Annotated in this window: 26 protein-coding genes and 1 riboswitch; of the genes, 17 read left to right on the top strand and 9 right to left on the bottom strand. The window is 66.2% G+C overall.

The genetic code is table 11. The features are described 5' to 3' along the window. Positions 1-102: 102 nt before the first annotated feature. Positions 103-1,212 carry a PLP-dependent cysteine synthase family protein gene (locus IEW19_RS08065; RefSeq protein WP_188571281.1) on the top strand — a complete coding sequence of 370 codons (1,110 nt, stop codon included), beginning with the start codon at positions 103-105 and terminating at the stop codon, positions 1,210-1,212. Here IEW19_RS08065 and IEW19_RS08060 read toward each other — a convergent pair. Beyond that, on the bottom strand, positions 1,209-1,865 hold the full coding sequence (locus tag IEW19_RS08060) for an MBL fold metallo-hydrolase (RefSeq protein WP_188571137.1): 657 nt from the start codon (positions 1,863-1,865) through the stop codon (positions 1,209-1,211). The genes IEW19_RS08065 and IEW19_RS08060 overlap by 4 nt on opposite strands. 90 nt (positions 1,866-1,955) lie before the next feature. Between IEW19_RS08060 and IEW19_RS08055 the strand changes: the two genes are divergently transcribed. Beyond that, positions 1,956-2,417, top strand: a complete 462-nt coding sequence (locus tag IEW19_RS08055; RefSeq protein ID WP_188571280.1) for a Fur family transcriptional regulator — start codon at positions 1,956-1,958, stop codon at positions 2,415-2,417. Here IEW19_RS08055 and IEW19_RS08050 read toward each other — a convergent pair. The 5 genes from IEW19_RS08050 to IEW19_RS08030 all read right to left on the bottom strand — a co-directional run bounded on the left by IEW19_RS08050 (position 2,395) and on the right by IEW19_RS08030 (position 7,560). Then, positions 2,395-3,279 (bottom strand): metal ABC transporter permease, encoded by an 885-nt coding sequence (locus IEW19_RS08050; protein ID WP_188571136.1) that lies wholly within the window; start codon positions 3,277-3,279, stop codon positions 2,395-2,397. The genes IEW19_RS08055 and IEW19_RS08050 overlap by 23 nt on opposite strands. Beyond that, entirely contained in the window at positions 3,279-4,094 is an 816-nt protein-coding gene (locus IEW19_RS08045) for a metal ABC transporter ATP-binding protein (RefSeq protein ID WP_188571135.1), read from the bottom strand. The genes IEW19_RS08050 and IEW19_RS08045 overlap by 1 nt, the downstream gene beginning before the upstream one ends. Next, on the bottom strand, positions 4,091-5,080 hold the full coding sequence (locus tag IEW19_RS08040) for a metal ABC transporter solute-binding protein, Zn/Mn family (RefSeq protein ID WP_188571134.1): 990 nt from the start codon (positions 5,078-5,080) through the stop codon (positions 4,091-4,093). The genes IEW19_RS08045 and IEW19_RS08040 overlap by 4 nt, the downstream gene beginning before the upstream one ends. Positions 5,081-5,158: 78 nt before the next feature. Beyond that, entirely contained in the window at positions 5,159-6,229 is a 1,071-nt protein-coding gene (locus tag IEW19_RS08035; protein ID WP_188571133.1) for a hemolysin family protein, read from the bottom strand. Next, positions 6,226-7,560: a hemolysin family protein gene (locus IEW19_RS08030; protein ID WP_188571132.1), complete on the bottom strand. Its 1,335-nt coding sequence runs from the start codon at positions 7,558-7,560 to the stop codon at positions 6,226-6,228. The genes IEW19_RS08035 and IEW19_RS08030 overlap by 4 nt, the downstream gene beginning before the upstream one ends. Positions 7,561-8,117: 557 nt before the next feature. Here IEW19_RS08030 and IEW19_RS08025 point away from each other — a divergent pair. The 5 genes from IEW19_RS08025 to IEW19_RS24200 all read left to right on the top strand — a co-directional run bounded on the left by IEW19_RS08025 (position 8,118) and on the right by IEW19_RS24200 (position 14,226). Further along, positions 8,118-11,909, top strand: coding sequence for a multifunctional oxoglutarate decarboxylase/oxoglutarate dehydrogenase thiamine pyrophosphate-binding subunit/dihydrolipoyllysine-residue succinyltransferase subunit (locus tag IEW19_RS08025; RefSeq protein ID WP_188571131.1), 3,792 nt, complete (start codon positions 8,118-8,120; stop codon positions 11,907-11,909). A gap of 146 nt (positions 11,910-12,055) precedes the next feature. Further along, positions 12,056-12,655: a GDSL-type esterase/lipase family protein gene (locus IEW19_RS08020; RefSeq protein ID WP_188571130.1), complete on the top strand. Its 600-nt coding sequence runs from the start codon at positions 12,056-12,058 to the stop codon at positions 12,653-12,655. Between the two features lie 84 nt (positions 12,656-12,739). Continuing rightward, the gene (locus IEW19_RS08015) at positions 12,740-13,573 is read left to right on the top strand and encodes a DUF4097 family beta strand repeat-containing protein (protein WP_188571129.1); all 834 of its coding nucleotides are present in this window, start codon (positions 12,740-12,742) and stop codon (positions 13,571-13,573) included. Beyond that, positions 13,573-14,034: a PadR family transcriptional regulator gene (locus IEW19_RS08010; RefSeq protein ID WP_188571128.1), complete on the top strand. Its 462-nt coding sequence runs from the start codon at positions 13,573-13,575 to the stop codon at positions 14,032-14,034. The genes IEW19_RS08015 and IEW19_RS08010 overlap by 1 nt, the downstream gene beginning before the upstream one ends. Positions 14,035-14,151: 117 nt before the next feature. Further along, positions 14,152-14,226, top strand: coding sequence for a 50S ribosomal protein bL37 (locus IEW19_RS24200; RefSeq protein WP_369299106.1), 75 nt, complete (start codon positions 14,152-14,154; stop codon positions 14,224-14,226). Positions 14,227-14,330: 104 nt separating this feature from the next. Here the strand turns inward: IEW19_RS24200 and rsrA are convergent, their stop codons facing one another. Together rsrA and IEW19_RS08000 are read right to left on the bottom strand one after the other, a co-directional pair. Further along, positions 14,331-14,591, bottom strand: coding sequence for a mycothiol system anti-sigma-R factor (rsrA, locus tag IEW19_RS08005; protein ID WP_188571127.1), 261 nt, complete (start codon positions 14,589-14,591; stop codon positions 14,331-14,333). After that, positions 14,588-15,400, bottom strand: a complete 813-nt coding sequence (locus tag IEW19_RS08000; protein ID WP_373283578.1) for a sigma-70 family RNA polymerase sigma factor — start codon at positions 15,398-15,400, stop codon at positions 14,588-14,590. Before IEW19_RS08000 ends, rsrA begins: the two co-directional genes overlap by 4 nt. Before the next feature lie 237 nt (positions 15,401-15,637). Here IEW19_RS08000 and IEW19_RS07995 point away from each other — a divergent pair, with 237 nt between their 5' ends. From IEW19_RS07995 to IEW19_RS07950, 10 genes are all read left to right on the top strand, one after another. Next, on the top strand, positions 15,638-16,186 hold the full coding sequence (locus IEW19_RS07995) for a DoxX family protein (RefSeq protein WP_188571126.1): 549 nt from the start codon (positions 15,638-15,640) through the stop codon (positions 16,184-16,186). Positions 16,187-16,192: 6 nt separating this feature from the next. Beyond that, the gene (gene aroA / locus IEW19_RS07990) at positions 16,193-17,581 is read left to right on the top strand and encodes a 3-phosphoshikimate 1-carboxyvinyltransferase (RefSeq protein ID WP_188571125.1); all 1,389 of its coding nucleotides are present in this window, start codon (positions 16,193-16,195) and stop codon (positions 17,579-17,581) included. After that, positions 17,565-18,680, top strand: coding sequence for a ribosome small subunit-dependent GTPase A (gene rsgA / locus IEW19_RS07985; RefSeq protein WP_188571278.1), 1,116 nt, complete (start codon positions 17,565-17,567; stop codon positions 18,678-18,680). The genes aroA and rsgA overlap by 17 nt, the downstream gene beginning before the upstream one ends. A gap of 44 nt (positions 18,681-18,724) precedes the next feature. Then, a complete protein-coding gene (gene hisN / locus IEW19_RS07980; protein ID WP_188571124.1) occupies positions 18,725-19,537 on the top strand; it encodes a histidinol-phosphatase in 813 nt (270 codons plus the stop codon). A 152-nt stretch (positions 19,538-19,689) separates the two neighbouring features. Continuing rightward, positions 19,690-19,803: riboswitch (SAM riboswitch) on the top strand. Positions 19,804-19,840: 37 nt separating this feature from the next. Further along, on the top strand, positions 19,841-21,259 hold the full coding sequence (locus IEW19_RS07975; RefSeq protein ID WP_188571123.1) for an aminotransferase class V-fold PLP-dependent enzyme: 1,419 nt from the start codon (positions 19,841-19,843) through the stop codon (positions 21,257-21,259). A 55-nt stretch (positions 21,260-21,314) separates the two neighbouring features. Next, positions 21,315-22,073: a class I SAM-dependent methyltransferase gene (locus IEW19_RS07970; RefSeq protein WP_188571122.1), complete on the top strand. Its 759-nt coding sequence runs from the start codon at positions 21,315-21,317 to the stop codon at positions 22,071-22,073. 49 nt (positions 22,074-22,122) lie between these two features. Beyond that, a complete protein-coding gene (locus IEW19_RS07965; protein WP_188571121.1) occupies positions 22,123-22,836 on the top strand; it encodes a metal-dependent transcriptional regulator in 714 nt (237 codons plus the stop codon). Positions 22,837-22,843: 7 nt separating this feature from the next. After that, complete coding sequence (locus IEW19_RS07960; RefSeq protein ID WP_188571120.1) at positions 22,844-23,248, top strand: fluoride efflux transporter FluC; 405 nt, start codon at positions 22,844-22,846, stop codon at positions 23,246-23,248. Then, positions 23,245-23,643 (top strand): fluoride efflux transporter FluC, encoded by a 399-nt coding sequence (locus tag IEW19_RS07955; protein WP_188571119.1) that lies wholly within the window; start codon positions 23,245-23,247, stop codon positions 23,641-23,643. The genes IEW19_RS07960 and IEW19_RS07955 overlap by 4 nt, the downstream gene beginning before the upstream one ends. A gap of 57 nt (positions 23,644-23,700) precedes the next feature. Next, entirely contained in the window at positions 23,701-24,078 is a 378-nt protein-coding gene (locus tag IEW19_RS07950; protein WP_188571118.1) for a hypothetical protein, read from the top strand. A gap of 44 nt (positions 24,079-24,122) precedes the next feature. On the opposite strand, the gene IEW19_RS07945 is transcribed toward IEW19_RS07950, so the two are convergent. Next, positions 24,123-25,106: a S1C family serine protease gene (locus IEW19_RS07945; protein WP_188571117.1), complete on the bottom strand. Its 984-nt coding sequence runs from the start codon at positions 25,104-25,106 to the stop codon at positions 24,123-24,125.

The raw sequence follows: 25,106 nt of genomic DNA, 5'->3' as shown, positions 1-25,106 counted from the left end.
GTGCTCCTTATGCAGGGTACGGGCCACATCGGCTGGCGCAGCCAACGGTCACTCCCACTCTAAACGGGCAGCTCCTGTGGCCGCGGGTAGGCTGGTCCGGTGATGATCAAGGGCAACGCCGGCAAGGACAGCGGCGGGACGGACCGGGCGTGGGCGGACCAGGCCATCCACACCATCAAAGCGGAAAACAACCGCTCGGCCGACACCCACCTATACTCCGTGCCGCTGCCGGAGCACTGGGGCATCCAGCTGTACCTCAAGGACGAATCCACGCACCGCTCGGGCAGCCTCAAGCACCGGCTGGCCAGGTCCCTGTTCCTGTTCGGGCTGGTCAACGGGTGGATCCGCCAGGACACCACCATCGTCGAAGCCTCGAGCGGCAGCACGGCGGTATCGGAAGCGTACTTCGCCCAATTGTTGGGCCTCCCCTTTATCGCGGTCATGGCGCGCACCACCAGCCCGGAAAAGATCGCGCTCATCGAACAGTTCGGCGGCTCCTGCCTGCTGGTGGAGAACGCTTCCGACGTGTACGCGGCCGCGGAAGATGTTGCCGCCACCTGCAACGGGCACTACATGGACCAGTTCACCTACGCGGAACGGGCAACGGACTGGCGCGGCAACAACAACATCGCCGAATCGATCTTCGGCCAGCTCAGCCTGGAGCCGCACCCGGTACCGGACTGGATCGTGGTGGGCGCCGGCACCGGCGGAACCAGCGCCACCATCGGCAGGTACCTGCGCTATCACAGCCATCCCACCAGGCTGCTGGTGGTGGATCCCGAAAACTCTGCGTTCTACCCCGGATGGCTGGGGGAAGCGGCCGGACAGCCCACCGGCCTGCCGTCACGGATCGAAGGCATCGGCCGCGCCCGCATGGAGCCGAGTTTCATCACCACGGTGATCGACCGGATGGTGCAGGTGCCGGATGCTGCCTCGGTCGCCGCGATGCGCCACCTCCACTCGTTCGCCGGCCTGCACGCCGGCCCGTCCACCGGCACCAACCTCTGGGGAGTTTGGCAGACAGTTGCGCAGATGCTGTCAGAGGGCCGCCAGGGCAGCGTCGTTTCCTTGATGTGCGACGGCGGCGAACGCTATGCGGGCAACTACTGGAACCAGGAATGGCTGGCTTCCCAAGGGCTGGATCCGGCGCCGTACCAAGCGGTGGTTTCGCGCTTCCTGGACACCGGCGCGTGGACCGGAACGGTGGCCTAAACCTCCACGGACTCCCGCGCGGCCAGGTGCCTGTAGTCCGTGCCGTACTTGGCCGCGATCCGCTTGACGTGCCCTTCAACGATGCCCAGGCCGTTGTCGTTCAGCAGCCCGTCGTGGATCTGGAACGCACGCGGCGCCCGCACCCCGATCACAAAATCCACCACCTCCGCGGATTTGCTCCAGGGAGCGTGCAGCGGAACCAGGAGCGTTTGGACCTTGATGCCGTCCGGGATGATGAATGAGTCCCCCGGGTGGTACACGTTTTGGTCCACCAGGAAACCGATGTTGGCCACCAGGGGGATCTGGGGGTGGATCAGGGCATGCTGGCCGCCAAAGCTGCGGATCTCGAAGCCCGCGGCCTGGAACGACGATCCCGGCTCGACGGTGTGGATGCGTTCAGCTGCGCCGGTCGCCTCCCCGCGCAGCTGGCTTGCCACGCCCTCCGGAGCATAAAGAACCAGGTCCTTGTCGCCTTCCAGGGCTCCCACCACGGCCTTGGTATCGAGATGGTCTGCGTGTTCATGGGTCACCAGCACTGCCTGCGCCCCCGACAGTGCCTCTGCTGTTTCGGAGAACATGCCGGGATCGAGGACCAGGACCCCGCCTTCCTTCTCGAGCCGGACGCAGGCATGGGTGTATTTGGTCAGCTTCATGGCGCCAGCCTAGGGCCAGTCCCGGAACCCTGTCCACGAAGCTCCGGCTGGTAATCTTGATGTTTGCCCCCCACGGAAGCGAGTTCGTCCATGCCGATCGGCGTCAAGGCTGATTCCGCCGCCCCATCCCCGGCAGGAGGCGGCAAGGAGCAGCGGGTTACCAAGCAGCGCAAAGCCGTCAGTGCGGCGCTGGACCGCCTGGACGACTTCGTCAGCACGCAGGAGCTCTACCGGATCCTGCAGAACCAGGGCGTGTCCGTTTCACTCGCCACCGCCTACCGGATCCTGCAGTCGCTCGCCGACGAAGGCCTGGTTGACGTGCTGCGCAACGGCGACGGCGAGGCCGTGTACCGGCGCTGTGCGGTGACCGGCCACCACCATCACCTGTTGTGCAGGAACTGCGGCAAGGCAGTGGAGGTGGAAGCCCCCGCCGTCGAAACGTGGGCCGTGCGCACGGCTGCCGAGCATGGGTTCACCGAGGTGGACCATACGGTGGAAATTTTCGGGCTGTGCCCGGACTGCACCGCCCTTAAGGCTGCCGGGAAACTGTAACCACCCGGCCGTTGTAGCCACGGGCTGCGCGTACGGATCCGATGGCACGGCACACCACGTAAATCAGGAACGACAGCGTGGTGACATAGGGGCTGATGGGGATCCGGCCGCCCAGGGCCAGCAGGATTCCGCCCACCGTTGCGGTCACCGCGAAGACTACGCTCAGGACCACCGCCGCCACCGGCGAGGAGGTAACCCGCAGCGCCGCGGCCGCAGGAGTGATCAGCAGGGCGAGGACCAGCAGGGCGCCCACCACCTGGATGGACAGGGCAACGCTGACGCCCAGGACCACCATGAACACGATGGCCAAGGTGCGGACAGGGACTCCCCGCGCCTCGGCGAGCTCGGGGTCGATGCTGGCGAAGTTGAGTGGGCGCCAAATGGCCAGCAGCACAAACATCACGACGGCGGCAGTGCCGGCGAGCGCCTGGAGCTGGACGGTGTCCACGGAGACGATCTGCCCGGTCAGCAGTCCGAACTTGTTCGCGGCACGGCCCTGGTAGAGGGACAGGAACAGGATGCCGAGTCCCAGCCCGAACGGCATGATGACCCCGATGATCGAGTTCTTGTCCCGTGCGCGGACGCCCATTACGCCCAGCAGCAGGGCGGCGGCCACCGACCCGATGAGCGAGCCAAAGACCACGTCCGCCCCGACCAGCAGGGCAAAGGCTGCGCCTGCGAAGGACAGCTCGGAGATGCCGTGGACGGCGAAGGCGAGGTCGCGCTTCATGACGAACGTGCCCACGAGGCCGCCCAGGAGGCCCAGGATGGCGCCCGCCCAGATGGAGTTCTGGACCAGGACCAGCAGTTCGGCGTAGTTGTCGAAGTTGAAGATGGCGCCCAGGATGCTGTCCGCGTCCATCAAGCCACCTCCCCGGCCATGGTCTCCGCCTCGTGATGGTGGTGTGTGGTGGCGTCGGGCAGGCCGACCACGACGATCCGGCCGTTGGCCCGGATCACTTCCACATGGCTGCCGTAAAGGTCGGAGAGCACTTCCGTGGTCATCACCTCTTCCGGCGCCCCCACCCGGAAACGTCCCCCGGCCAAGTAAAGGACACGGTCCACGTAGTCGATGATCGGGTTGATTTCGTGGGTGACGAAGACAACCGCGCTGTTGTGTTCGTGGCTCTGCTTGTTGATCAGGGCGCTGACCGCCTGCTGGTGGTGCAGGTCCAGGGACAGCAACGGCTCGTCGCAGAGCAGGACCTGCGGATCGGTCGCCAGGGCCTGGGCCACCCGGAGCCGCTGCTGCTCTCCGCCGGACAGCTGGCCCACCGGGACTTTGGCGTAGTCGGAGGCTCCTACCATTTCCAGCAGCTGGTCCACCTTCCGGTTCGTTTTGCCGGATGAGAGCCGGACCCCCCACCGGTGGCCGTCCACTCCCAGGGCCACCAGGTCACGGGCCCGCATGGGCGTATCCGGCGGAAAGGACTTCTGCTGGGGAATGTAGCCGATCAGGCTGCTGCCGCGTTCCACGGGTCGTCCACCCAACATTGCCTGGCCCGAGTGCAGCTTCTGCAGGCCCAGCAGGACTTTCAGGAAGCTGGTCTTGCCGCTGCCATTGGGGCCCAGCACGGCGAAGAATTCGCCGGGCCTGATATCCAGGTCCAGGTCCTCCCAAAGCGTGCGCTGGCCGAATTTGAGGCACGCCCCCCTGAGGCTGACAACGGATTTCACCTGTTTGTCTCCAGAACCTTGCCGATGTTGTTCACATTCTCCGTCATCCACTGCAGGTAGGTCTTGCCTTCGGGCAGGGTTTCGGTGAATTCCACCACGGGTACTCCGGCCTCCTCGGCCGCCTTCTTCAGCGCCTCCGTTTGCGGGCCTTCCGTCTGGGCGTTGTAGGCCAGCAGACGCACTGACTTCGAAGCCACCAGGTCGGTGGCCTCCTTCAGGGCGGCAGGAGGAACGTCTGCACCCTCTTCGATCGCCGCGGTGTATTGCGCCGGCGTGGAGTTCACCAGGCCGGCATCTTCGAGCAGGTAGAGCGGGACCGGCTCAGTGACTGCAACCCTGCCGCCGGACGCGATGCCTTTCATGGCGTCAAGTTTGCCGTGCAGTGCCGAAAGGGAGGACTTGAAGGCGTCCGCATTGGCGGTGAATGCAGCGGCTGAGCCGGGGTCCAGGCTGGCGAGCTTGCCCGCGACACTGTCGGCCATCCGCTCCATCGCAGGCAGGCTGTACCAGACGTGCTCATTGAGGTCGCCGTGGTCGTGCCCCTCGGTGGCGGCTGTGGCCCCCTTTGTCGCTTCACCTGTCGGGTTAGACGTGGACTCTTGCGGGTGGGCTAGGCCGGAGAGTTCGACGGCGGTCAGCACCGAAGCGCTGTCCAGCTTGCTGCCTGCCACGAGTGTGTGAAGGAAGTCGTCGTAGCCACCGCCGTTCTCGATGACGAGTTGGGCCTTGGACACGGCCAGACGGTCCTGGGCGGTGGCCTCGTATGAGTGCGGATCCTGGCTCGGGTTGTTGATGATGGCAGTCACCTTGACCTTGTCACCGCCGATGGTGCGGGCGATGTCGCCGTAGACGTTTGTTGAGGCCACTACGTTGATCCCCTGCGCGGGGTTCGCGGTTTGCGACGGCTGGGGGCTACATGCACTGAGTAGCAGGCCAAGGCCGGCAAGGGCGGCAAGGAGGGAGCTGGCAGCGGCTGTACGGCGCACGAAAAACCTCGGTTCACACGGATGGGGAGGGCAACACAGCCAGCCTATACCTAAATGCGAATGATTCCTATTTAGGCGTCACCCTCCGTTGGCCTGGCCCAGCCGGCGGATGCCGGTGGCCTGGGTCGCGTCCCGGATTTCCCCGACGAGCTGCTCAATGACGTCCTCAAGGAAGAGGACCCCCCGCGTGTTGCCATCGGGGCCGATCACACGGGCGAGGTGCGACCCCGTGCGCTGCATGACGGACATGGCTTTTTCGATCTCGTCCCCCAGGGCCAGGTTGGCCAGCGACCGGACCCGGCTCTCCGCGATTGGCAGCTCATAGGCGGACTCCGGGATGGACAGGACGTCCTTCACATGGAGGTACCCGTAGAGCATGTCATCGTCATCCAGCATGGGGAACCGGGAGAAACCCGTCCGGCTGACCGCCTTTTCAAACTCCACCGGGGTGGTGGGGGCGCCCAGCATAACGAGGTTTTCCAGCGGCACCATGATGTCCTCAGCGGTGTGTTCCGAGAACTCGAGCACGCCGGTAATGAGCCCGGCGTCGTCGTCCACCAGGCCGTGGCGGGTGGACTCCTGGACGATCGACTGCACCTCCTCCAGCGTGAAGGAGGACGTCACCTCGTCCTTGGGCTCGATCCGCATCAGTTTGAGGATGTGGTTGGCCGACCAGTTGAGCACCGAAATCACTGGATGGACCAACCGGGCGACAAACAGCAGGGGCGGGGCAAGGAACAGTGCGGCCTTGTCCGCCACGGAGACCGAAATGTTCTTCGGCACCATCTCACCGAACGTGACGTGCAGGAAGGTGACCAGCATCAGGGCCACCGCGAACGCCGCCACATCAGCCACTTCCGCCGGCAGGCCCACGGTCTCGATGGGGACGGCCAGCAGGTGGTGGATCGCCGGCTCGGCCACCAGCAGGATCAGCAGCGAACACACCGTGATGCCCAGCTGCGCACACGCCAGCATCAGGGAGACGTTTTCCATGGCACGCAGGGTGGTTTGGGCCCGTTTGGAACCGGCGTCGGCCCGCGGCTCGATCTGGCTGCGGCGCGCCGACATGATGGCGAATTCAGCTGCCACGAAAAAGGCGTTGCCCAGCAGGAGGACGCCCAGCCACAGTATTCCGGCCCAGTCGCTCAAGGTTTACTCCTGCCATTGGCGTCCTGCGCGGCCGGCTCCTCCACGGGGTGGAAGCAGATTCGGTCGATCCTGCGGCCATCCATCCGGGTCACGCTGAGCGTTCCACCGTTAACGGGTACGGTATCCCCCACGGCTGCGATCCTGCCGAGCTTGCTCATGACGTAGCCGCCCACGGTTTCGTAGGCCGCTTCGTCCGGAACGCTGAGCCCGGGAATTTGCTCGGACAGCTCGTCGGGACGGAGGAGGCCCGGGAAGTACCAGTCCCCGGAGGCGCTTTGCAGGAGCCCGGGGCGGACCTTGTCGTGTTCGTCCGCCACCTCGCCCACGATTTCCTCCACCAGGTCCTCCAAGGTGGCAATGCCGGCGGTTCCACCGTATTCATCCAGCACTACGGCCAACTGGAGGTTTCCTTCCCTGAGTTCGGCCAGCAGCGCATCCAGGTGGATGGTCTCGGGCACGCGGAGCACCTCGGTCATGATGGCCCCCGCTTCGAGGTTCGGCCGGCGTTCCCAAGGAACGGCAACGGCCTTCTTGACGTGCACCAGGCCCCGGATGTCATCGGCGGACTCACCAATGACGGGGAACCGGGAGTACCCTGTCCTGCGTGCCGCGTCCACGACGTCGGAGACCGGTTGGTCCGCGTCTATCGTTTCCAGCCGGATGCGGGGCGTCATGACGTCAGCCGCCGTCCGGGTGGAGAAGTTCAGGGTGCGGGCAATGAAGTTGGCGGTCCCGGCGTCGAGCGTTCCCATCGCCGCGGACCTGCGGACCAGGGAGGCGAGCTCCGCGGGGGTCCGCGCACCCGAAATCTCCTCTTTGGCTTCCAGCCCAAAGACGTGCAGGACCTTGTTGGAAAAGCCGTTGAGGACCACGATGGCAGGCTTGAAAATTGTGGTAAAAACCAACTGCGGGCCGGCCAGCGCCCGGCCCACGGGGAATGCCAGGGCTATGGCCATGTTTTTCGGCACCAGCTCACCCAGGAGCATGGACAGCAGCGTTGCCACCACCATCGCCAGGATGAGCGAGACCGACTCCACCGCCACGGCGGGAAGTCCGACGGCGGCCAGCGGCGCCGCGAGGAGGCGTCCCACGGAAGGTTCCATCACGTAACCGGTGAGCAGCGTCGTCAAAGTGATGCCGAGCTGGCAACTGGACAGCTGGGTGGACAGGGACTTGAGGCAGGTGAGCAAAGGCACCGCGGCGGTGTCGCCGTCGTCAATTGCGCGCTGGACGGTGGACTGGTCCAGGGCGATCAAGGAAAATTCGACGGCCACAAAGAATCCTGTGCCGGCGATGAGCAGCAGGCCTGCTGCCAGGAGGAGCCACTCCATTCAGCATCCCGCCTGGGGACCGGAAAATGCCTGAAGCGTCGTCAACCGGGGATTGGAAAAGCTGTTTCGTCCCGGCGGAGGATGGTCGGCGGACACCGATGCCTGATCCGTGCGGGTTGCGGCAAGCGGGGCCGTTGGCTGGTGATGGGCGCGTTGTCGGGGTTTGCCGGCTCTGGGGGCGGACTGCGCGGCGCTTCTCTTCGAGCTCCGCTGACAGCGCCCAGGCCGGCACCTAGATTTACTGTCCATAAGAATTTCAGTCTACAGGAGCGGCCCCCGCCAGATGCCCGTCAGGGCGGCCGGAACTGCCCCTGTAGACGCGCCACGAGGCCGTTCCGAGGGCTGCCCGCGGCGTGAACCGGACCCCTGGCGGCTGCCATATTTGGGCCTTGGTTCGTCACTTCATGATTTGGGTCACCCTTATTGGCAGTTAACAGGAGATGCTCACTAGACTTGCAAAGGTCCGGGTTCAGAGGACGTAGAGACTGGTTCGAACGTAGTGCTGAAGCACCGGGGGGCCAAAGAGAAATCAAACTCATGGAAGAGGCGTATTTCAAGTGCCAGAGCAGCCAAGCCACCGTCTACCAGAGGAATTTGGCGGAAACGAGTGGCTCGTTGACGAACTGTACGAGCAGTACCAACAGGACAAGAACGCCGTGGATGCCAAGTGGTGGCCTCTGTTCGAATCCTTCGACTCGGGTAACAGTTCTTCTTCCAACGGAAATTCCGCGCACGCTGCCAACCCCCCTACCCGGGAACTTCCCGTCGTGAAGGCCGCTCCGGCACCGTCGCCGGCAGCAGCCCCCGCCGCTGCTCCGGCACCTGCCGCCCCGGCAGCAGCCCCTGCCCCCGTCAAGAAGGCCCCTGCAACGGAAGCGCGCGACGGCGGCAAGAAGACCGAAGCCGGCACCGGATCGCAGCCCATCCCGGCGCAGCTGCCCAAGAACGTCAAGGCCCCCACCGCACCTGAAGAAGACGTCGTCTCCGTCCTCCGTGGACCCGCAAAGGCCATCGCCACCAACATGGTCACCAGCCTGGAGGTGCCCACCGCCACCAGCGTCCGTGCCATTCCGGCCAAGCTGCTCATCGACAACCGCGTGGTCATCAACTCCAACCTCGCCCGCGCCCGCGGCGGCAAGGTCTCCTTCACGCACCTCATCGGCTATGCCGTGATCCGCGCGCTTTCCCAGTTCCCCTCCATGAACGTGTACTACGACGAGGTGGACGGCAAGCCCGTGGCAGTCCAGCCCGCGCACGTCAACTTCGGCATCGCAATCGACATGCCCAAGCCCGACGGCACCCGGCTGCTCATGGTTCCGAACATCAAGAAGGCAGAGACCCTCAACTTCGCCGAGTTCTGGCACACGTACGAGGACCTCATCAAGCGTGCCCGCAACGGGAAGCTCACCGCCGACGACCACCAGGGCACCACCGTGTCCCTGACCAACCCCGGCGGCATCGGCACCGTGCACTCGGTGCCGCGCCTTTCCAAGGGCCAGGCAGCCATCATCGGCGTTGGCGCCCTCGACTACCCCGCTGAGTTCCAGGGCGCGAGCGAAAAGATCATCGCCCAGAACGCCATCAGCAAGGTCCTCACCCTGACCTCCACCTATGACCACCGCGTCATCCAGGGCGCCGGCAGCGGCGAGTTCCTCAAGCTGGTCCACCAGCTGCTGCTGGGTGCGCAGAACTTCTACGACGAGATCTTCGAAGCCCTTCGCATCCCGTACGAGCCCGTCCGCTGGAGCCCGGACCTACAGGTGGACCCGGCCGACGAAATCAACAAGGTTGCACGGATCCAACAGCTGATCCACTCCTTCCGCGTGCGCGGACACCTGATGGCGGATACCGACCCGCTGGAGTACGTACAGCGCAAGCACCCGGACCTGGACGTCCTCACCTACGGACTGACCCTTTGGGACCTGGACCGCGAATGGCCCACCGGCGGCTTCGGCGGCAAGCCGATGCTGAAGTTCCGCGACATCCTCGGTGTCCTCCGCGACGCCTACTGCCGCACCACCGGCATCGAATACATGCATATCCAGGAACCTGCCGAGCGCAAGTGGTTTCAGGACCAGCTGGAGCACCCCTACTCCAAGCCCAGCCGCGAAGAGCAGCTCCGGATCGTCTCCAAGCTGAACGCTGCCGAGGCCTTCGAAACCTTCCTGCAGACCAAGTTCGTGGGCCAGAAGCGCTTCTCGCTCGAGGGCGGCGAGTCCCTGATCCCGCTGCTGGACGCCATCATGTCCGACGCCGCCGACGACGGCCTGGACGAAGTTGCCATCGGCATGGCCCACCGTGGCCGCCTCAACGTCCTGACCAATATCGCCGGCAAGACTTACGCACAGGTGTTCCGCGAGTTTGAGGGCACGCAGGATCCCCGCTCCGTCCAGGGCTCCGGTGACGTCAAGTACCACCTGGGCACCGAAGGTACCTTCACCTCGGACAACGGCAAGGAGACCAAGGTCTACCTCGCCGCCAACCCCTCGCACCTGGAAGCCGTTGACTCCGTGCTCGAGGGCATCGTCCGCGCCAAGCAGGACCGCCTGGACCAGGGCGAATCGTTCCCGGTCCTGCCCATCATGGTCCACGGTGACGCCGCCTTCGCCGGCCAGGGCGTGGTGGCCGAAACGCTCAACCTGTCCCAGCTCCGCGGTTACCGCACCGGTGGAACCATCCACATCGTGGTCAACAACCAGGTCGGTTTCACCACCGCCCCGTCGTCGTCGCGTTCGTCCACGTACTCCACGGACGTTGCCAAGATGATCCAGGCGCCGGTGTTCCACGTGAACGGCGACGACCCCGAGGCAGTTGTCCGCATCGGCCAGCTCGCCTACGATTTCCGGCAGCGCTTCCACAAGGACGTTGTCATCGACATGGTGTGCTACCGCCGCCGCGGCCACAACGAGGGCGATGACCCCTCGATGACCCAGCCGCTGATGTACAACCTGATCGAAGCAAAGCGCTCCGTCCGCAAGCTGTACACCGAATCGCTGATCGGCCGCGGGGACATCACCGAGGAAGAAGCCGAGCAGCTGCTCCGCGACTACCAGGAACGGCTGGAGCGGGTCTTCGCCGAGACCCACGCCGCCCAGACGTCACCTATCCCGATCGTGACCGCGGATTCCGCTGCAGTGTCCGACATCGAGCGGCCCATGGCCCAGCAGTCCGATTCCAGTGTCAGCGCCCCGACTTCCACTGCCATTAGCACGGAGACCCTGTCCCGGATCGGCAAGGCCCATGTGGAGATCCCCGACGGCTTCACGGTCCACCCCAAGCTCAAGCAGCTGCTGGAAAAGCGGGAGCAGATGTCCCGCCAGGGCGGCATCGACTGGGGCTTTGGCGAGATCGCGGCCTTTGGCTCGCTGATCATGGAGGGTGTCCCGGTACGCTTGGCCGGCCAGGACTCACGCCGCGGGACCTTCGTTCAGCGCCATGCCGTCTTCCACGACCGCGCCACTGGCAAGGAATGGCTCCCGCTGGGCAACCTTTCCGGCGACCAGGCCAAGCTGTGGATCTACGACTCCCTGCTGTCCGAATACGCCGCCATGGGCTTTGAATACGGCTACTCCGTGGAGCGCCCGGACGCCCTGGTGCTCTGGGAAGCCCAGTTCGGCGACTTCGTCAACGGTGCGCAGACCATCATCGATGAGTTCATCTCCTCGGCGGAGCAGAAGTGGGGCCAGCGCTCCTCGCTGGTCCTGATGCTTCCGCACGGCTACGAAGGCCAAGGCCCGGACCACTCCTCGGCGAGGATCGAGCGCTTCCTGCAGCTGTGTGCGGAGGACAACATGATCGTGGCGAACCCCACCACGGCCGCCTCGCACTTCCACCTGCTGCGCCGCCAGGCGTACAGCCGCCCGCGCAAGCCGCTGATCATCTTCACGCCCAAGCAGCTGCTGCGCCTCAAGGCTGCCGCCTCGTCCGTCGAGGACTTCACCACCGGCACCTTCCGCCCGGTCATTGGTGAGCATGAGCAACTGCCGGCCACCGCCGTCGAGCGCGTGCTCCTGGTTTCCGGCCGCCTGTACTACGATCTCCTGTCCACCCGGCAGAAGACCGGCGACAAGACCACGGCCATCGTCCGCGTGGAGCAGCTGTACCCGCTGCCGCACGCTGAGATCGCTGCGGAGCTCGCCAAATACCCCAACGCCCAGGTGGTCTGGGCGCAGGATGAGCCCGCCAACCAGGGACCGTGGCCCTTCATCGGCCTGCACCTGCCGGAGGTCCTCGGCCGCCGGGTCCGCGTGGTTTCGCGTCCGGCCTCCGCCTCCACGGCCGCCGGATCCATGAAGCGGCACGCGGCGGAACAGGATGCCCTCCTGAAGCAGGCATTTGCACGGAAGTAGGCAGTAAGGCTGCCCGGCCGGAGTCGAAATACCAGACTCCGGCCGGGCAGTTCTGTTTAATGGATGGACAGTGCCTCCCTGAACCGCCGCGGCGACGGCGGCAGCGGCCGTATCGAAGTAACCCGTACCGAAGTGAAGAGGAACGCGTGGAAGACAGGAAGCTGCGGATCGCAGCTGTAGGAGACGAACTGCTGGCCGGACTGGGCGATCCCCGGGCCCTTGGCTGGCTGGGCCGCGTCCTGGCCCGCACTCCCCAGGACGGCATGCTCCTGGAAAGCTACGCCCTCCCCTGCCCGCAGGAAGGTACCGAAGGCCTGGCCGCGCGTTGGCTGGACGAAGCCGGGAGGCGATTCAGCGCCCAGGCAGAGAACCGGCTGGTCATCGGCCTTTCCGGCCGCGACATCGAGTTCGGACTGTCCACGGCACGGAGCAGGCTGAACCTGGCCAACATCCTGGACTCGGCGTCCCAGAACCGGATCGAGGTTTTCGTTGTGGGCCCGCCCCCCACGCTCGACCCCGCCCAGAACCGGCGGTTGGACGAACTCAACACCGCCTTCGCGGACGTGACCACGCGCCGCAAACACCTGTACGTCGATACGTTCTCGCCCCTGCTGAACCACGAACAGTGGCGCCAGGACCTCGCGGCGAACGGCGGCACGCCCGGCCAGGCAGGGTACGGCCTCATGGCATGGCTGGTACTGCACCGCGGCTGGTTCCAGTGGCTGGGCCTGGATGCGCCCCAGTAACACCCCTCAAGATATATCTTGATCCTGCCATCCGGCCGCGATACGTTGTAGGGCAACGCGATATATCGTCTTCTGGAGGGGACCATGACCGGGGAAAACTGGACTGTTGCAAGCCCGCAAACCATCGAGGTCCATGACGTGACGTCCCTGAAGCTGGGCATGGTCAGTGGCAGGTTCGACGTCATGACGCATGCCGGCCCCGAGGTCCGGCTGGAAGTCTCCGAGGTCCACGGCGATCCAGTAGCCGTGTCCTTGAACAACGGCAGGCTTGAAGTCCGGCATCAACTGCATGGCGCCCAGGGCTGGTTCAAGAACCTTATGGAGACCGTCAACCACAACAGCGACAATTCCGCCGTCGTCACCATCGCCGTTCCCCACGGTGTCGACGTGGAGGCGGGCACCGTGAGCGGCGACGGACTCGTTGCCGGCGTCGCCGCCCGTGTCCGGCTCAACACGGTGTCGGGGTCCCTTACGGCGGACGGCACGGCCGGTGAGCTGCAGATCAACACCATCAGCGGCAGCGTGGCCGTCAGGGACCACCGCGGCGTCCTCACCGCCAAAAGCATCTCCGGCGAAGTTACCGCCTCCGGCCACTTCACCAACGTGCGCACCAACACCGTCAGCGGCCACCTCAGCTTCGACCTGCTTGATTTCACAGAGGACTTCGGCTCTAACTCCGTCTCGGGGAACCTCACCATCCGGCTGCCGCAGGACGTAGGCGTTGACATCGTGGCCAAGTCCGCAGGCGGGGCCGTGGTTCTTGACGGCCACCAGTGCCTCCTGGCCAACGGCAAAGTGGAGACCATCGCGGGGCCGGACCGGCAACTGATGCTTGTCCGCACCAACTCGGTGTCCGGCACGACCACCATCCTCCATGCTCCTGCACCTGTTGGCGGCGCCGGGGAAGCAGAGCGCTAATGCCGCCCGTCTTCGCACACGGTGCGTTGCGCCTTTACCTGCTTGCACTGCTCGAAAGCGGCCCCAAGCACGGCTACGAGCTCATCAAGGCGCTTAAGGGCCGTTTCGGCGGGACGTATTCGCCCAGCGCCGGCACCATCTACCCCCGGCTGGGCAAGCTTGAGGCGGACGGCCTGGTGGCTCTCGAGCCAGCCGGGCGGCGCACCAACTACCGCATCACCGCCGCCGGGCTTGCCGAGTTGAACCGGCGCCGCGGAGACTTGGCGGGCGTTGAAATCGGCATAGCAGCCTCGGTGCAACGGCTCGACGTGGAATTGATGCTGCAGGAGTTCCGCGACGGTCTTCGCGCCGATCTGCAGCACCAACCCCTGGACCGTCCCATCAGCCCCGTCACGCTTCAGGCCGTCAGGACAGTCCTGGAGCAGGCCCGCGCGGCCATCCGCAGCACCCTGCAGTCCTAACGCCTGGCCCGGCAGCACTGCCGCAGGTCATCCGCCCTTTCCCGGTTCGCGGGGCGCCAGATCATGTGGGAGACTTGAGGGCAGCTCTTTTGAGTACCAACAGTAAGGAGGCCAGCTATGAGCAAGCGTGCACGCAAGCGTCGTGACCGTAAGCGTGGCGGCGCGAACCACGGGAAGCGCCCCAACACCTAGGCAAATGCCAGGAACTACGGTTCAAGCGAAGGACCCCGCAAGCCATTCGGCTTTCGGGGTCCTTTGCTGTCTCCGGCCCTGATGCTACAAGGAGCGGCCCGTACCTACGCTTCCACGGGCCGGATGGCGTGGATCCTGTCCAGGATGGCGTTCTTCAGGTTGGCCGGAGCGGACTCCGTGCAGGAGCGCTTGACCATGTTGCGGATGACGCACTCGAGGTCGTACTGCTCCGTGCACTCAGGGCAGTCATCAAGATGGTCCTTGATTTCGGTAAGGTCCTCACGGGTCAGTGCCCCGTCAAGGTACTCATAGATGCGTTGCATCCGGGTGTCGTCGCAATCGCCCAATCCCTGGCAGTCGCTCATTTCCTGTTCTCCTGTGCTTTGCTTCCTGCCGCATCGGACGCATCCACGGCTGTTTTGAATCCCCGCTCTGCGGCGTATTCCGCGAGCATGTCCCGCAACATTCGCCGGCCGCGGTGGAGCCGGGACATCACTGTGCCGATAGGCGTATTCATGATGTCCGAAATTTCCTTGTAGGCGAACCCCTCCACGTCAGCGAAATAGACCGCAAGGCGGAACTCCTCAGGAATGTCCTGGAGCGCCCGCTTGACGTCCGAATCCGGAAGGTGGTCCAGGGCTTCGGCCTCGGCCGAACGCAATCCGCTTGAGGTGTGCGACTCCGCCCGCGCCAGCTGCCAGTCCTCAATGCTGTCCGAGTTGGACTGCAGCGGCTCCCGCTGCCGCTTGCGGTAAAGGTTGATGTACGTGTTGGTCAGGATCCGGTAAAGCCACGCTTTGAGGTTGGTGCCCGGCTTGTACTGGTGGAAGGCCGAAAAAGCCTTGGTGTAGGCCTCCTGGACCAGGTCCTCCGCGTCCGACGGGTTCCGCGCCATGCGCATGGCAGCGGAGTACAACTGGTCGACATACTGCATGGCGTCCCGCTCAAAGCGAAGGCGGCGTTCCTCCGTGGTTTCCGTCGCGACGTCCAGAGTGCCGTCCTCGGTCCCCACTGCTGCAGTTGCCAAGCCAGGACCCGTCTGTCCGCCGGGCAGGGGCGCAGCGGCTGCCCGGCCGTTCACTTCGCTGGGGGAAGCCTCATACATGGCCGCAACGGCCGGATCCAGGGTGCTCATTGCCTTCAAGTCTACTGTCAGGCTCCCTGTCCGGGGCATGCCGTACTCCGGCGGCTCGCCGGCCAGCCTGTCCACTGCCACCGGTCCCGCCTGTCTGGTTCCGTCCAACACCTTCCCCAAGGCCCAACTCCGCTCTGTACCGGGTGAATGCTTGCCGGGCCCCATGTCCCGGACCCGACATCCATAACCGCATCCCACGGGCAAATATTCCCCAAAAGTGCAAGACTAGGACCGACTCCGCCGCTCGCCGCGGCTCGTCCATCCAGGAGGAAATCCATGTCCGTTGTCCGCACGCTCGCCCGGCCCATGCTTGCCTCCAGTTTCGTTCTTGCCGGACTGGATAAGCTCAAGAACTCCGACGACACCGCCCAGCAGCTCTCCCCGCTTCTGCGCAAGGCCGCCGCATCGCTTCCCTTCCAGGCGAGCGAGAAGACCCTGGCCCGCGTCATCGGCGGAACCCAGGTGGGGGCCGGCGTCCTATTCGGCTTTGGCAAGTTCTCCAGGCTCTCCGCTTCCCTGTTGACGGTGGTCTCCCTCTTGAACACCTTCGTTGAGTGGCGCAGTGCAGACATCAGCAGCAAGGAGGGTCGCGAAAGCCGCAGGAACCAGCTGCTCAAGAATCTCTCCTTGAGCGGCGGCGCACTGCTCGCTTCCGTGGACACCGCAGGCAAGCCCGGTTTGGCCTGGCGCGCCGAGCACCTGGCCGCCGACGCCCGCAAGAATGCCTCGCACCTTGCCGCCGACGCCCGCAGGACCACCACCAAGAAGCTGAACAAGGCGGACAAGGCCGTACGCCGCGCCGTCGAACACGCCACGGGAGCATAAGCACGAATGACCGCAGCAGCTGCCACCCGGGACGGATCCGGCACACCTGTCCAGCACTGGGCCGCACCTTTTGCGTCCCGGCCCGTCGATGCCACAGTGACGGTGCCAGGATCGAAATCCCTGACCAACAGGTACCTGGTCCTGGCAGCCCTCGCGGACGGTCCGTCCCGGCTGCGGGCGCCCCTGCACTCCAGGGACTCCGCACTGATGATCGACGCGCTCCGGCAGCTGGGTGCCGCCATCACGGAAGTAGCCGGGGACGGCGCCTTTGGGCCCGACCTTGAAGTTGTTCCGCTCCCCGCTGCCGCGGCTGAACCCCTGACCAGGATCGACTGCGGGCTGGCAGGCACGGTGATGCGTTTCGTCCCGCCGCTCGCTGCGCTCCGCAACGGTGCCAGCGTGTTCGACGGCGACCCGCACGCCCGCAACCGCCCCATGGGGACCATCATCGAGGCCCTGAAGGCCCTGGGCGTGGCCGTTTCCGCTGAAGACGGAACCGCACCGTCGTCGCTCCCGTTCACGGTGGAAGGCACGGGGACAGTCCGTGGCGGCCACCTGGTGATCGACGGCAGTGCCTCCTCCCAGTTCGTGTCCGCGCTCCTCCTGGTGGGGGCGAGGTTCGACGAGGGCCTGCACTTGGAGCATGTGGGAAAGCCGGTCCCCAGCCTGGACCACATCAATATGACGGTGGCTGTCCTGCGGGGCGCCGGTGTGTCAGTGGACGACTCCGTGCCCAACCACTGGGTGGTGGCACCGGGACCCATCCACGCCTTCGACCAGCAGATCGAACAGGACCTGTCCAACGCTGGGCCTTTCCTGGCGGCAGCCCTGGCCACGCGGGGCATGGTCAGGATCCCCAACTGGCCGGCGGAAACCCAGCAGGTGGGAGATCTGTGGCGCGGCATCCTCGCCAGGATGGGCGCCAGCGTCACCCTTGCTGATGGCGTGCTGACCGTCTCCGGTGGCCCCGAAATCAAGGGCGGCGACTTCGCCGACACCAGCGAACTGGCTCCTACGGTCGCGGCGCTGTGCGCCCTGGCCACCGGACCTTCCCGGCTCAGCGGCATCGCCCACCTGAGGGGACACGAAACTGACAGGCTTGCGGCCCTGGTGGCGGAAATCAACCGGCTCGGCGGCGACGCCGAGGAGACCAGCGACGGCCTGGTGATCCGTCCCGCCCCGCTGCACGGCGGCGTCGTCCACAGCTACGCGGACCACCGCATGGCCACTGCCGGGGCAATCCTGGGGCTGGCGGTGGACGGCGTCCAGGTGGAGGACATCGCCACCACCGCCAAGACCATGCCCGACTTCCCGCAGCTTTGGGCAGGAATGCTGGCCCAGGATGCCGCCATGGCACCTGGACCGGAAGGGCGCGGCAGTGGCGCGGAGCACTGATTCCTGGGACGAATCAGACGTTCGGATCCGACCCAGCAAGAAGGGCTCCCGGCCCCGTACCAAGGACCGGCCCAGCCACGACGACGCCCAGACCGGACGGATCATCACCGTGGACCGCGGCCGCTACACGGCCGTGGTGGGCGAGGACTCCGCAAACGAACGGGTGGTCATCGCGGCGCGCGCCCGCGAACTTCGCCGTTCGCCCGTGGTTGCGGGCGACTTCGTCTCGCTCGTGGGGGATGTGTCAGGCGCGCCGGACACGCTTGCCCGCCTGGTGAAGATCCAGGACCGCAAGACGCTCTTGCGCCGCAGCGCGGACGATACCGACCCCATTGAACGGGCAGTAGTGGCCAACGCGGACCAGCTGGTGATCGTTGTGGCGGCCGCCAATCCGGAGCCCCGCACTGGGTTCATCGACCGCGCATTGGTGGCAGCCTACGACGCCGGAATCGAGCCGATCCTGCTGGTCACCAAGGCCGATGTCAAGGATCCAGCCGACCTGCTGTCCAACTACACCCACCTGGACTTCCCGGTGATCATCAGCCGGACCGCCGACGCGCAGGCGTCGGGAATCGACGCACGGTCCGACGACGGCCTCTCGGCAAGGCTGGACAGTAGGGCGGTGGCTTCCCTCCGCGCCTACCTCGACGGCCAGGTCACCGTGATGCTCGGGCACTCCGGCGTCGGCAAGTCCACGATGGTGAACGCGCTGACCGGTGCCGAACGGGCCACGGGCGGAGTCAATGCCGTGACCGGGCGCGGCCGGCACACGTCGTCGTCGGCCCTGGCCCTGCGCCTGGCGGACGCACCGCCCGGCAGCTGGATCATCGACACCCCCGGCATCCGTTCCTTTGGCCTGGCGCACGTGGACCCTGACCGGATCCTGCGCTCCTTCCCGGACCTCTCCCCCGGCATCGAGAACTGCGAACGCGGCTGCAAGCACACGGCAACGGCGGTGGACTGCGGCCTCGATGACTGGGTGGCGGGCGGACACGCAGGTCCCACTGGCCCGGCCCGGCTGGCCTCCCTGCGGCGGCTGCTCGGCACGGACCCGCGCATGGAAGCGCAGGAAACCAAGGAGCTCGGCAGCGTCAACTGACGCGTTCTCCCGGCAGAACCGTCCGCAGACGGTAGTTTGGAACCATGATCCAACCCGCTTCGAGCTACAACGATGACCTGCGCCTGGCCCATGTCCTGGCCGACTCCGTGGATGACCAGACCATGAGCCGCTTCAAGGCCCTTGACCTCCACGTTGAGACCAAGCCGGACCTGACGCCCGTCACCGACGCGGACAAGGCTGCTGAGGAAGCCATCCGCGGCCAGCTCTCCCGTTCCCGGCCCCGCGACGCCGTCCTGGGCGAGGAATTCGGCAGCACCGGGCACGGTTCACGGCGCTGGATCATCGATCCCATTGACGGAACCAAGAACTTCGTCCGGGGCGTTCCGGTCTGGGCCACGCTGATCGCCCTGGTCGACGAAGGCGAACCCGTGGTGGGCGTGGTCAGCGCCCCCGCCCTTGGCAAACGCTGGTGGGCGGCAAAAGGCATGGGGGCGTACATGGGCAGGTCGCTGGCCGCCGCCACCCGGCTCCGGGTCTCCAACGTCTCCAGCCTTTCCGACGCCTCCCTCTCCTATTCCAGCCTCGGCGGCTGGAAGGAACGCGGAAACCTTGACGAATTCCTGGGCCTCACCGAGGACGTCTGGCGGACCCGGGCCTACGGGGATTTTTGGTCCTATTGCATGGTGGCCGAGGGGTCGGTGGACATTGCCTGCGAACCGGAACTGAACCTCTACGACATGGCTGCCTTGGTGCCGATCGTGGTGGAGGCCGGTGGCCGGTTCACATCCCTCGAAGGCGAGGACGGACCGTTCGGCGGGAACGCGCTGGCCACGAATTCCATCCTGCACTCAGAGGTGCTGCACCGCCTCAACCCATACCTGGACGACCTGCTCTAACCGCCACTGTTTTCCTACTACAGCGAATATTGCGACGCCGGATGCCTCCAGAAGGAGGTGTCCGGCGTCGTTTATTCGATCGCGCGTAACAAAGCCCTTAACAATTGCCGCGGCTTTAATCCTGGCCGTCCCATGTCCTACGCTTTTATGCAGGTCACGAGTGCCAGCGCAAAACCCCGGTTTGCTGGCCGGCAACCCTCCATTCGCGGCGGGGTGCCCCGGGTGACGACCAGGCCGGTCCGGAGCGGATGCGGCAAGCGCGGATTCCCCTATGCCGGAGTCCTGTATTCAAGTGAGGTCTCTGTGACAACTGCCACCGTCTCCCCCCAGCCCGCCATTGCCAAAGCTGCCACTGCCGACGAACGCCACGCAATTGCGGGCCGCCCCCTTGCGGCGGTCACCGGCGCCGAGATCCAGGCGCCCCTGATTTCGGGCGGCCACGTCCGCTACGCCAACCTCGACTACGGCGCATCAGCCCCCGCGCTGTCCGTGGTATCCGCCTACCTGAACGAGATCCTGCCCTACTACGCCAGCGTCCACCGCGGGGCGGGGTATGCCTCCCAGATCAGCACCTCGGTGTACGAGAATGCCCGCACCATCGTCCGGGACTTCGTCGGCGGCCGTCCCGATGACTCGGTCATCTTCACCCGCAACACCACCGATGCGCTGAATCTCCTGGCAGGATGCCTGCCGATTACCGGTGGCCGTCCCGACGGGGATGTCCTCTACCTGGACATCGAGCACCACGCCAACCTCCTGCCGTGGCAGGGCGTCCCGCACCGCAGCATCGTTGCCGCAGACACGGTTGCCGGCACCCTGGACGCTGTCCGCGCCGAGCTGGAGCAGGGCGGGGTCAGCCTGCTGGCGGTCACGGGTGCCTCCAACGTCACGGGTGAGATCCTTCCAATCCGTGCCCTGGCCGCGCTGGCCCACCAGCACGGCGCACGGATCGTGGTGGACGCCGCCCAGCTCGCCCCGCACCGCCGGGTGGACATCACCGCGGACGACGTCGACTACCTCGCGTTTTCCGGCCACAAGCTGTACGCGCCGTTCGGTGCGGGCGTCCTGGTGGGACGGCCCGACTGGCTGGACGCAGGCGTCCCGCACCTCGCCGGCGGCGGCGCGGTCAAGGAGGCAAGGCTCGACGGCGTCAGCTGGGCCAGCGGACCGGCCCGCCATGAGGGCGGCTCACCGAACGTCCTCGGCGCCGCCACCCTGGCCCGCGCCACCCAGGTCATCGCGGGACTGGACCAGGACCGGTGGCATGCCCACGAGTCCGCGATCCGCTCGTTCCTGGTGGAGGGCCTCCAGGGCATCGAGGGAGTCACGGTCCACCAGATATTCAAGGACACCAACCCGGAAACGGACACCATCGGCGTGGTCAACTTCTCCGTCGAGGGGTACGACGCAGGACTGGTGGCGGCCTACCTCTCGGCAGAGCACGGAGTGGGCCTGCGGGATGGGCGTTTCTGTGCCCATCCCCTGCTGAAGCGCCTGGGCCTGCCGTCCGGCTCCCTGCGGGCAAGCTTCGGCGTTGGCTCTCGACTGGAGGATGCCGAACGCCTCCTCACCGGCATCCGGACGCTGCGCAGCAACGGGCTTGGCTGGGACTACGTGGTGGATGCGGGCCGCTGGGTGCCTGCCAACGACTTCCGCACCTACCCGCACTGGGCGCCCAACACCCCGGGGACGGCCGGCGCAGCGCCCTGCCTCGACGACTAAGCGCTTGCGGTAAATTCGAAGAGTACCCAAGGGCATCAGGCGAAGGAGGCCACGCGTGGTTCGGGGTGGCCCCAAGTTGGATCACGGGCGGCGCCGGGAGCTCGGTCAAAGCTTCCAGGACGGCGGCGGCCACTACCAGCGCGTCCGGCCCGGCTACCCCGCGGAAACCGCGCGGTGGCTGGTGCCGGCCGGCGCCCATGACGCCCTCGACGTCGGCGCGGGTACCGGCAAGTTCACGGCGCTGCTGCTGGATATGGGACTGGACGTCACCGCCGTCGATCCCTCTGCGGACATGCTCGCCCAGCTGAAGGCGCACTGCCCGGCCGCCACGGCTGTCCCGGGAACTGCCGAGGCGACCGGGCTGCCTGGCGCGGCCTTCGACGTCGTCACCGTTGCCCAGGCGTGGCACTGGTGCGATCCCCTGGCTGCAAGCACCGAACTGGCCCGCGTCCTGCGCCCGCACGGAGCCCTCGGCCTGGTCTGGAACCAGCTGGATACTTCCGTGCCCTGGGTGCACAGGCTCTCCCGGATCATGCACGCGGGCGACGTGTACCGGCCTGGCCACAAACCCGTCGTGGGACCCGAATTCGAGGGCCTCGAAGGCCACGTCACCCACTGGCTGGACAAGGTGACCACTACCGATCTGGTGGAACTGGCCAAGTCGCGCAGCTACTACTTGCGGGCCGGTGAGGCGACGCGGGCCAAAGTCCTGGCGAACCTGGACTGGTACCTGCACGAACACCTTGCCTACGCCCCCGGCCAGGATCTCGACCTGCCCTACCTCACCCTGGCCTGGCGCGCCGCCAAGGCATGACGGGTGCAACACACGCTGCGGCCCGGACCAAACCGGTAGGCTTGAAGTCGTGAAGACCAGCGCGCCCTCCTCCTCGATCGAGGACTACGTCAAGGTCATCTATTCATTCACGGAATGGCAGGACAAGCCCATCACGTCCTCGCAGCTGGCACAGCGGCTGGGAGTGGCGAATTCCTCGGTTTCGGAGATGGTCCGCAAGCTCAAGGACCAGGGCCTGGTGGACCACAAGCCCTACAGCGCCGTCACGCTGACCGAGTCCGGCCTGCGGCTTGCCCTGTCAATGGTCCGGCGCCACCGGCTGATCGAGACCTACCTTGTCCAGCGTCTCGGTTACAGCTGGGACGAAGTCCACGATGAGGCTGAACAACTGGAGCACGCCGTGTCCGACACGTTCATCGAACGCGTCGCGGCCAAGCTCGGGGACCCGAAAAGGGACCCGCACGGCGACCCCATCCCTACCGCCGACGGCAAGGTGCTGATGCCGAGCGCCCACCTGCTCGCCCACCTTGACCAGGGCCACGCAGGCAGGATCACCCGGATCAGCGACGACAACCCCGAGTTGCTGCGATACCTTGCGGCACAGGACATCGACCTCGACGCGGAAGTGGAGGTGGTGGGACGGAGGCCGTTCGGGGGGGCCCTGATGGTGCGGATTGGAAGTTTCGGCGGCGCCCGGGACTACGACCTTGCTGACGAAATCGCCTCAGCCTTATGGGTTTCCAGTGACATACCGCACCAGGGCTGCGTCCTGGGCGCGCCCTAGCGTGGCAATGCCTCCGGGCTCCGCCTGGCTGGCCGTGGCCGCCGGCGGGTTGATCGGCAGCGAACTCCGGTACGGGCTGGGGCTGGCGTTCCCGGATGCGCCCGGTTCCATCCCCTGGGCCACGCTGGCCATCAACATCAGCGGCAGTTTCGTCCTGGCGGCACTCACCACGCTCTGGATAGCCCGCCCGCACACAGCTTTCTGGCTCCGTGCGGCCCTGGGGCCGGGCCTGCTGGGCTCCTTCACCACTTTTTCCGCGGTCGTCTTCGCCTCTGACCAGCTGGCGCGTGCCGGCGAGCACCCGGTGTGGGCCGCCTACCTGGGGTTGTCGCTGGTCCTCGGGCTTGCGGCGGCCGGCGCGGGGTGGCGGTCCGGCAGGCTGATCTCCCGGAACCGGGACGGGCGGCCATGACCGCAGCAGCCCTGGTGGGAATCTTTGGCGTCGCCGGCGCGCTCCTGCGCTTCGGCATCGACAGCTGGTTCGCCCACCACAGCAGCATCCGCAGCGTCCGCACGGATGGAAGCATGAGGCTGCACTGGCCCTGGGCCACGCTGCTGGTCAATGTGGTGGGCTGCTTCATTATCGGCATGGCCCATGGCCTGACGGCAGGGCTGGGACTCGGCGCCGAATGGCAGGCGGGCCTTGCCACCGGCCTTGCCGGCGGGCTCACCACCTTCAGCTCCTGGACCACCGCCACCATCCGGCTGCTCAGCGAAGCGCGGTTCGGCTCCGCCGCGTTGAACGTGGCCGTGAACCTTGGCCTGGGCTTCGCTGCTGCGGCGGCGGGCATTGCGCTGGCGGGTTGACGCCCCAACGGGCTGCTGCGGGTGGCGATTTGGCCGCCTCCCGTATCGTGGAAGGTGATGATCAGCAGACGCGACGCAGCAATAACCCTTGACGTTCCCCTTGAAATGGCACAGCGCCACGGCCTGCCGAAATGGATGACGGAGGCCGAACTGCGCGGCATCCTGGACAATCCCCCGCCCTGGCTGGTGCAGTCACGTGCCAACCGGACGGGCAAGCGCCCGGTATGGGTGCACCTGGAATGCGCCGTCTGCGGCTACGAGGAAGCGGCGCGGCCCAAGAAATGGTGGCCGGACTTCACCTATGTGGTGTGCGGAGATCATGCGCCTTCCGATGTTCCTGCCGTCCGCCCCGGCTGCATCCGCAGCGAGTACGACGGCGTCGGAACGCGTTTCGTAGGCATCGCGGACGTGGAAGCGCCTCCGGTTCGCCCGTAGCCTTCCGGACGTGCCCACGCCACGTGCCGGGGCGCCGTCGGGCATCATGGCGTGCCGTTACCCGTCATTTCCTCCGGTACGGCGGTGAGGTGCAGTTCGGCGCCGTCGCGCAGGACGGCGACGTCGAGCGACTGGCCAATGGCGTCGGCAAACAGGAGCCGCTGCAGGCTCTCGGCGTTGCTGACGGGACGGCCGCCGGCTGTGACGATGATGTCCCCCGCAGACAGGCCTGCCCTGTCTGCGGGCGAATCCGGCAGCACCTCCACGACGCGGAGCCCTGAGCGCAGCCCGGTGCGTATCACCGCGCTGGGGCTGAGTTGCATCGGGGTGCTCACCAGGCCCAGGTAGGCGCGGCGCACCCTCCCGTCTGAGAGCAGCGCGGAGATGATCCTCCGGGTGGTGGCGTTGATCGGGATGGCCAGGCCCAGGCCGGCACCCGCCACCGCAGTGTTGATGCCGACGATCCTGGAGTGGGTGTCCGCCAGTGCTCCGCCGGAGTTTCCGGGGTTCAGGGCAGCGTCTGTCTGGATGACATCCTCGATGACGCGCCTGTTCCCGCCGGACCAGACCGGAATGGCCCGGCCCAGGCCGCTGACCACCCCGGCGGTCACCGAACCAGCCAGTCCCAGGGGATTTCCGACCGCGATCACCAACTGCCCCACCCGGAGGGACTCCGCCGCACCGAACTGCGCGGGCCGGACCTTGGGCCGTGAACCGTGAACCACTGCGAGGTCGGACAGCGGGTCGGCACCCACCAGTTCCAGTTCCATCCTGCTGCCGTCGCCAAAGACGGCGAAACCTTTGCGGGTGCCGGCCACCACGTGCGAGTTCGTGAGCAGGTAGCCGTCCTCCGTGAAGAGCACCGCCGAGCCTGCGCCCACCCTGACCCGTCCGTTGCGGCGCTCTGTGGTCATCTCAATGGCTGCCACGTGGGGCGTGACGGCTGCCGCAACCCGCATCACTGTCTGCGAATACGAGTCAAGGATGTCCTCGTCCTCCGCCGGCATGGGTTCCCGCGCCTGTTCCAT

The organism is Arthrobacter liuii (genome assembly GCF_014639275.1).
GTDB classification, from domain to species: Bacteria; Actinomycetota; Actinomycetes; order Actinomycetales; family Micrococcaceae; genus Arthrobacter; species Arthrobacter liuii.
The sequence above is the reverse complement of the archived record's forward strand: the minus strand, read 5'-3'. Positions and strand labels throughout refer to the sequence as shown.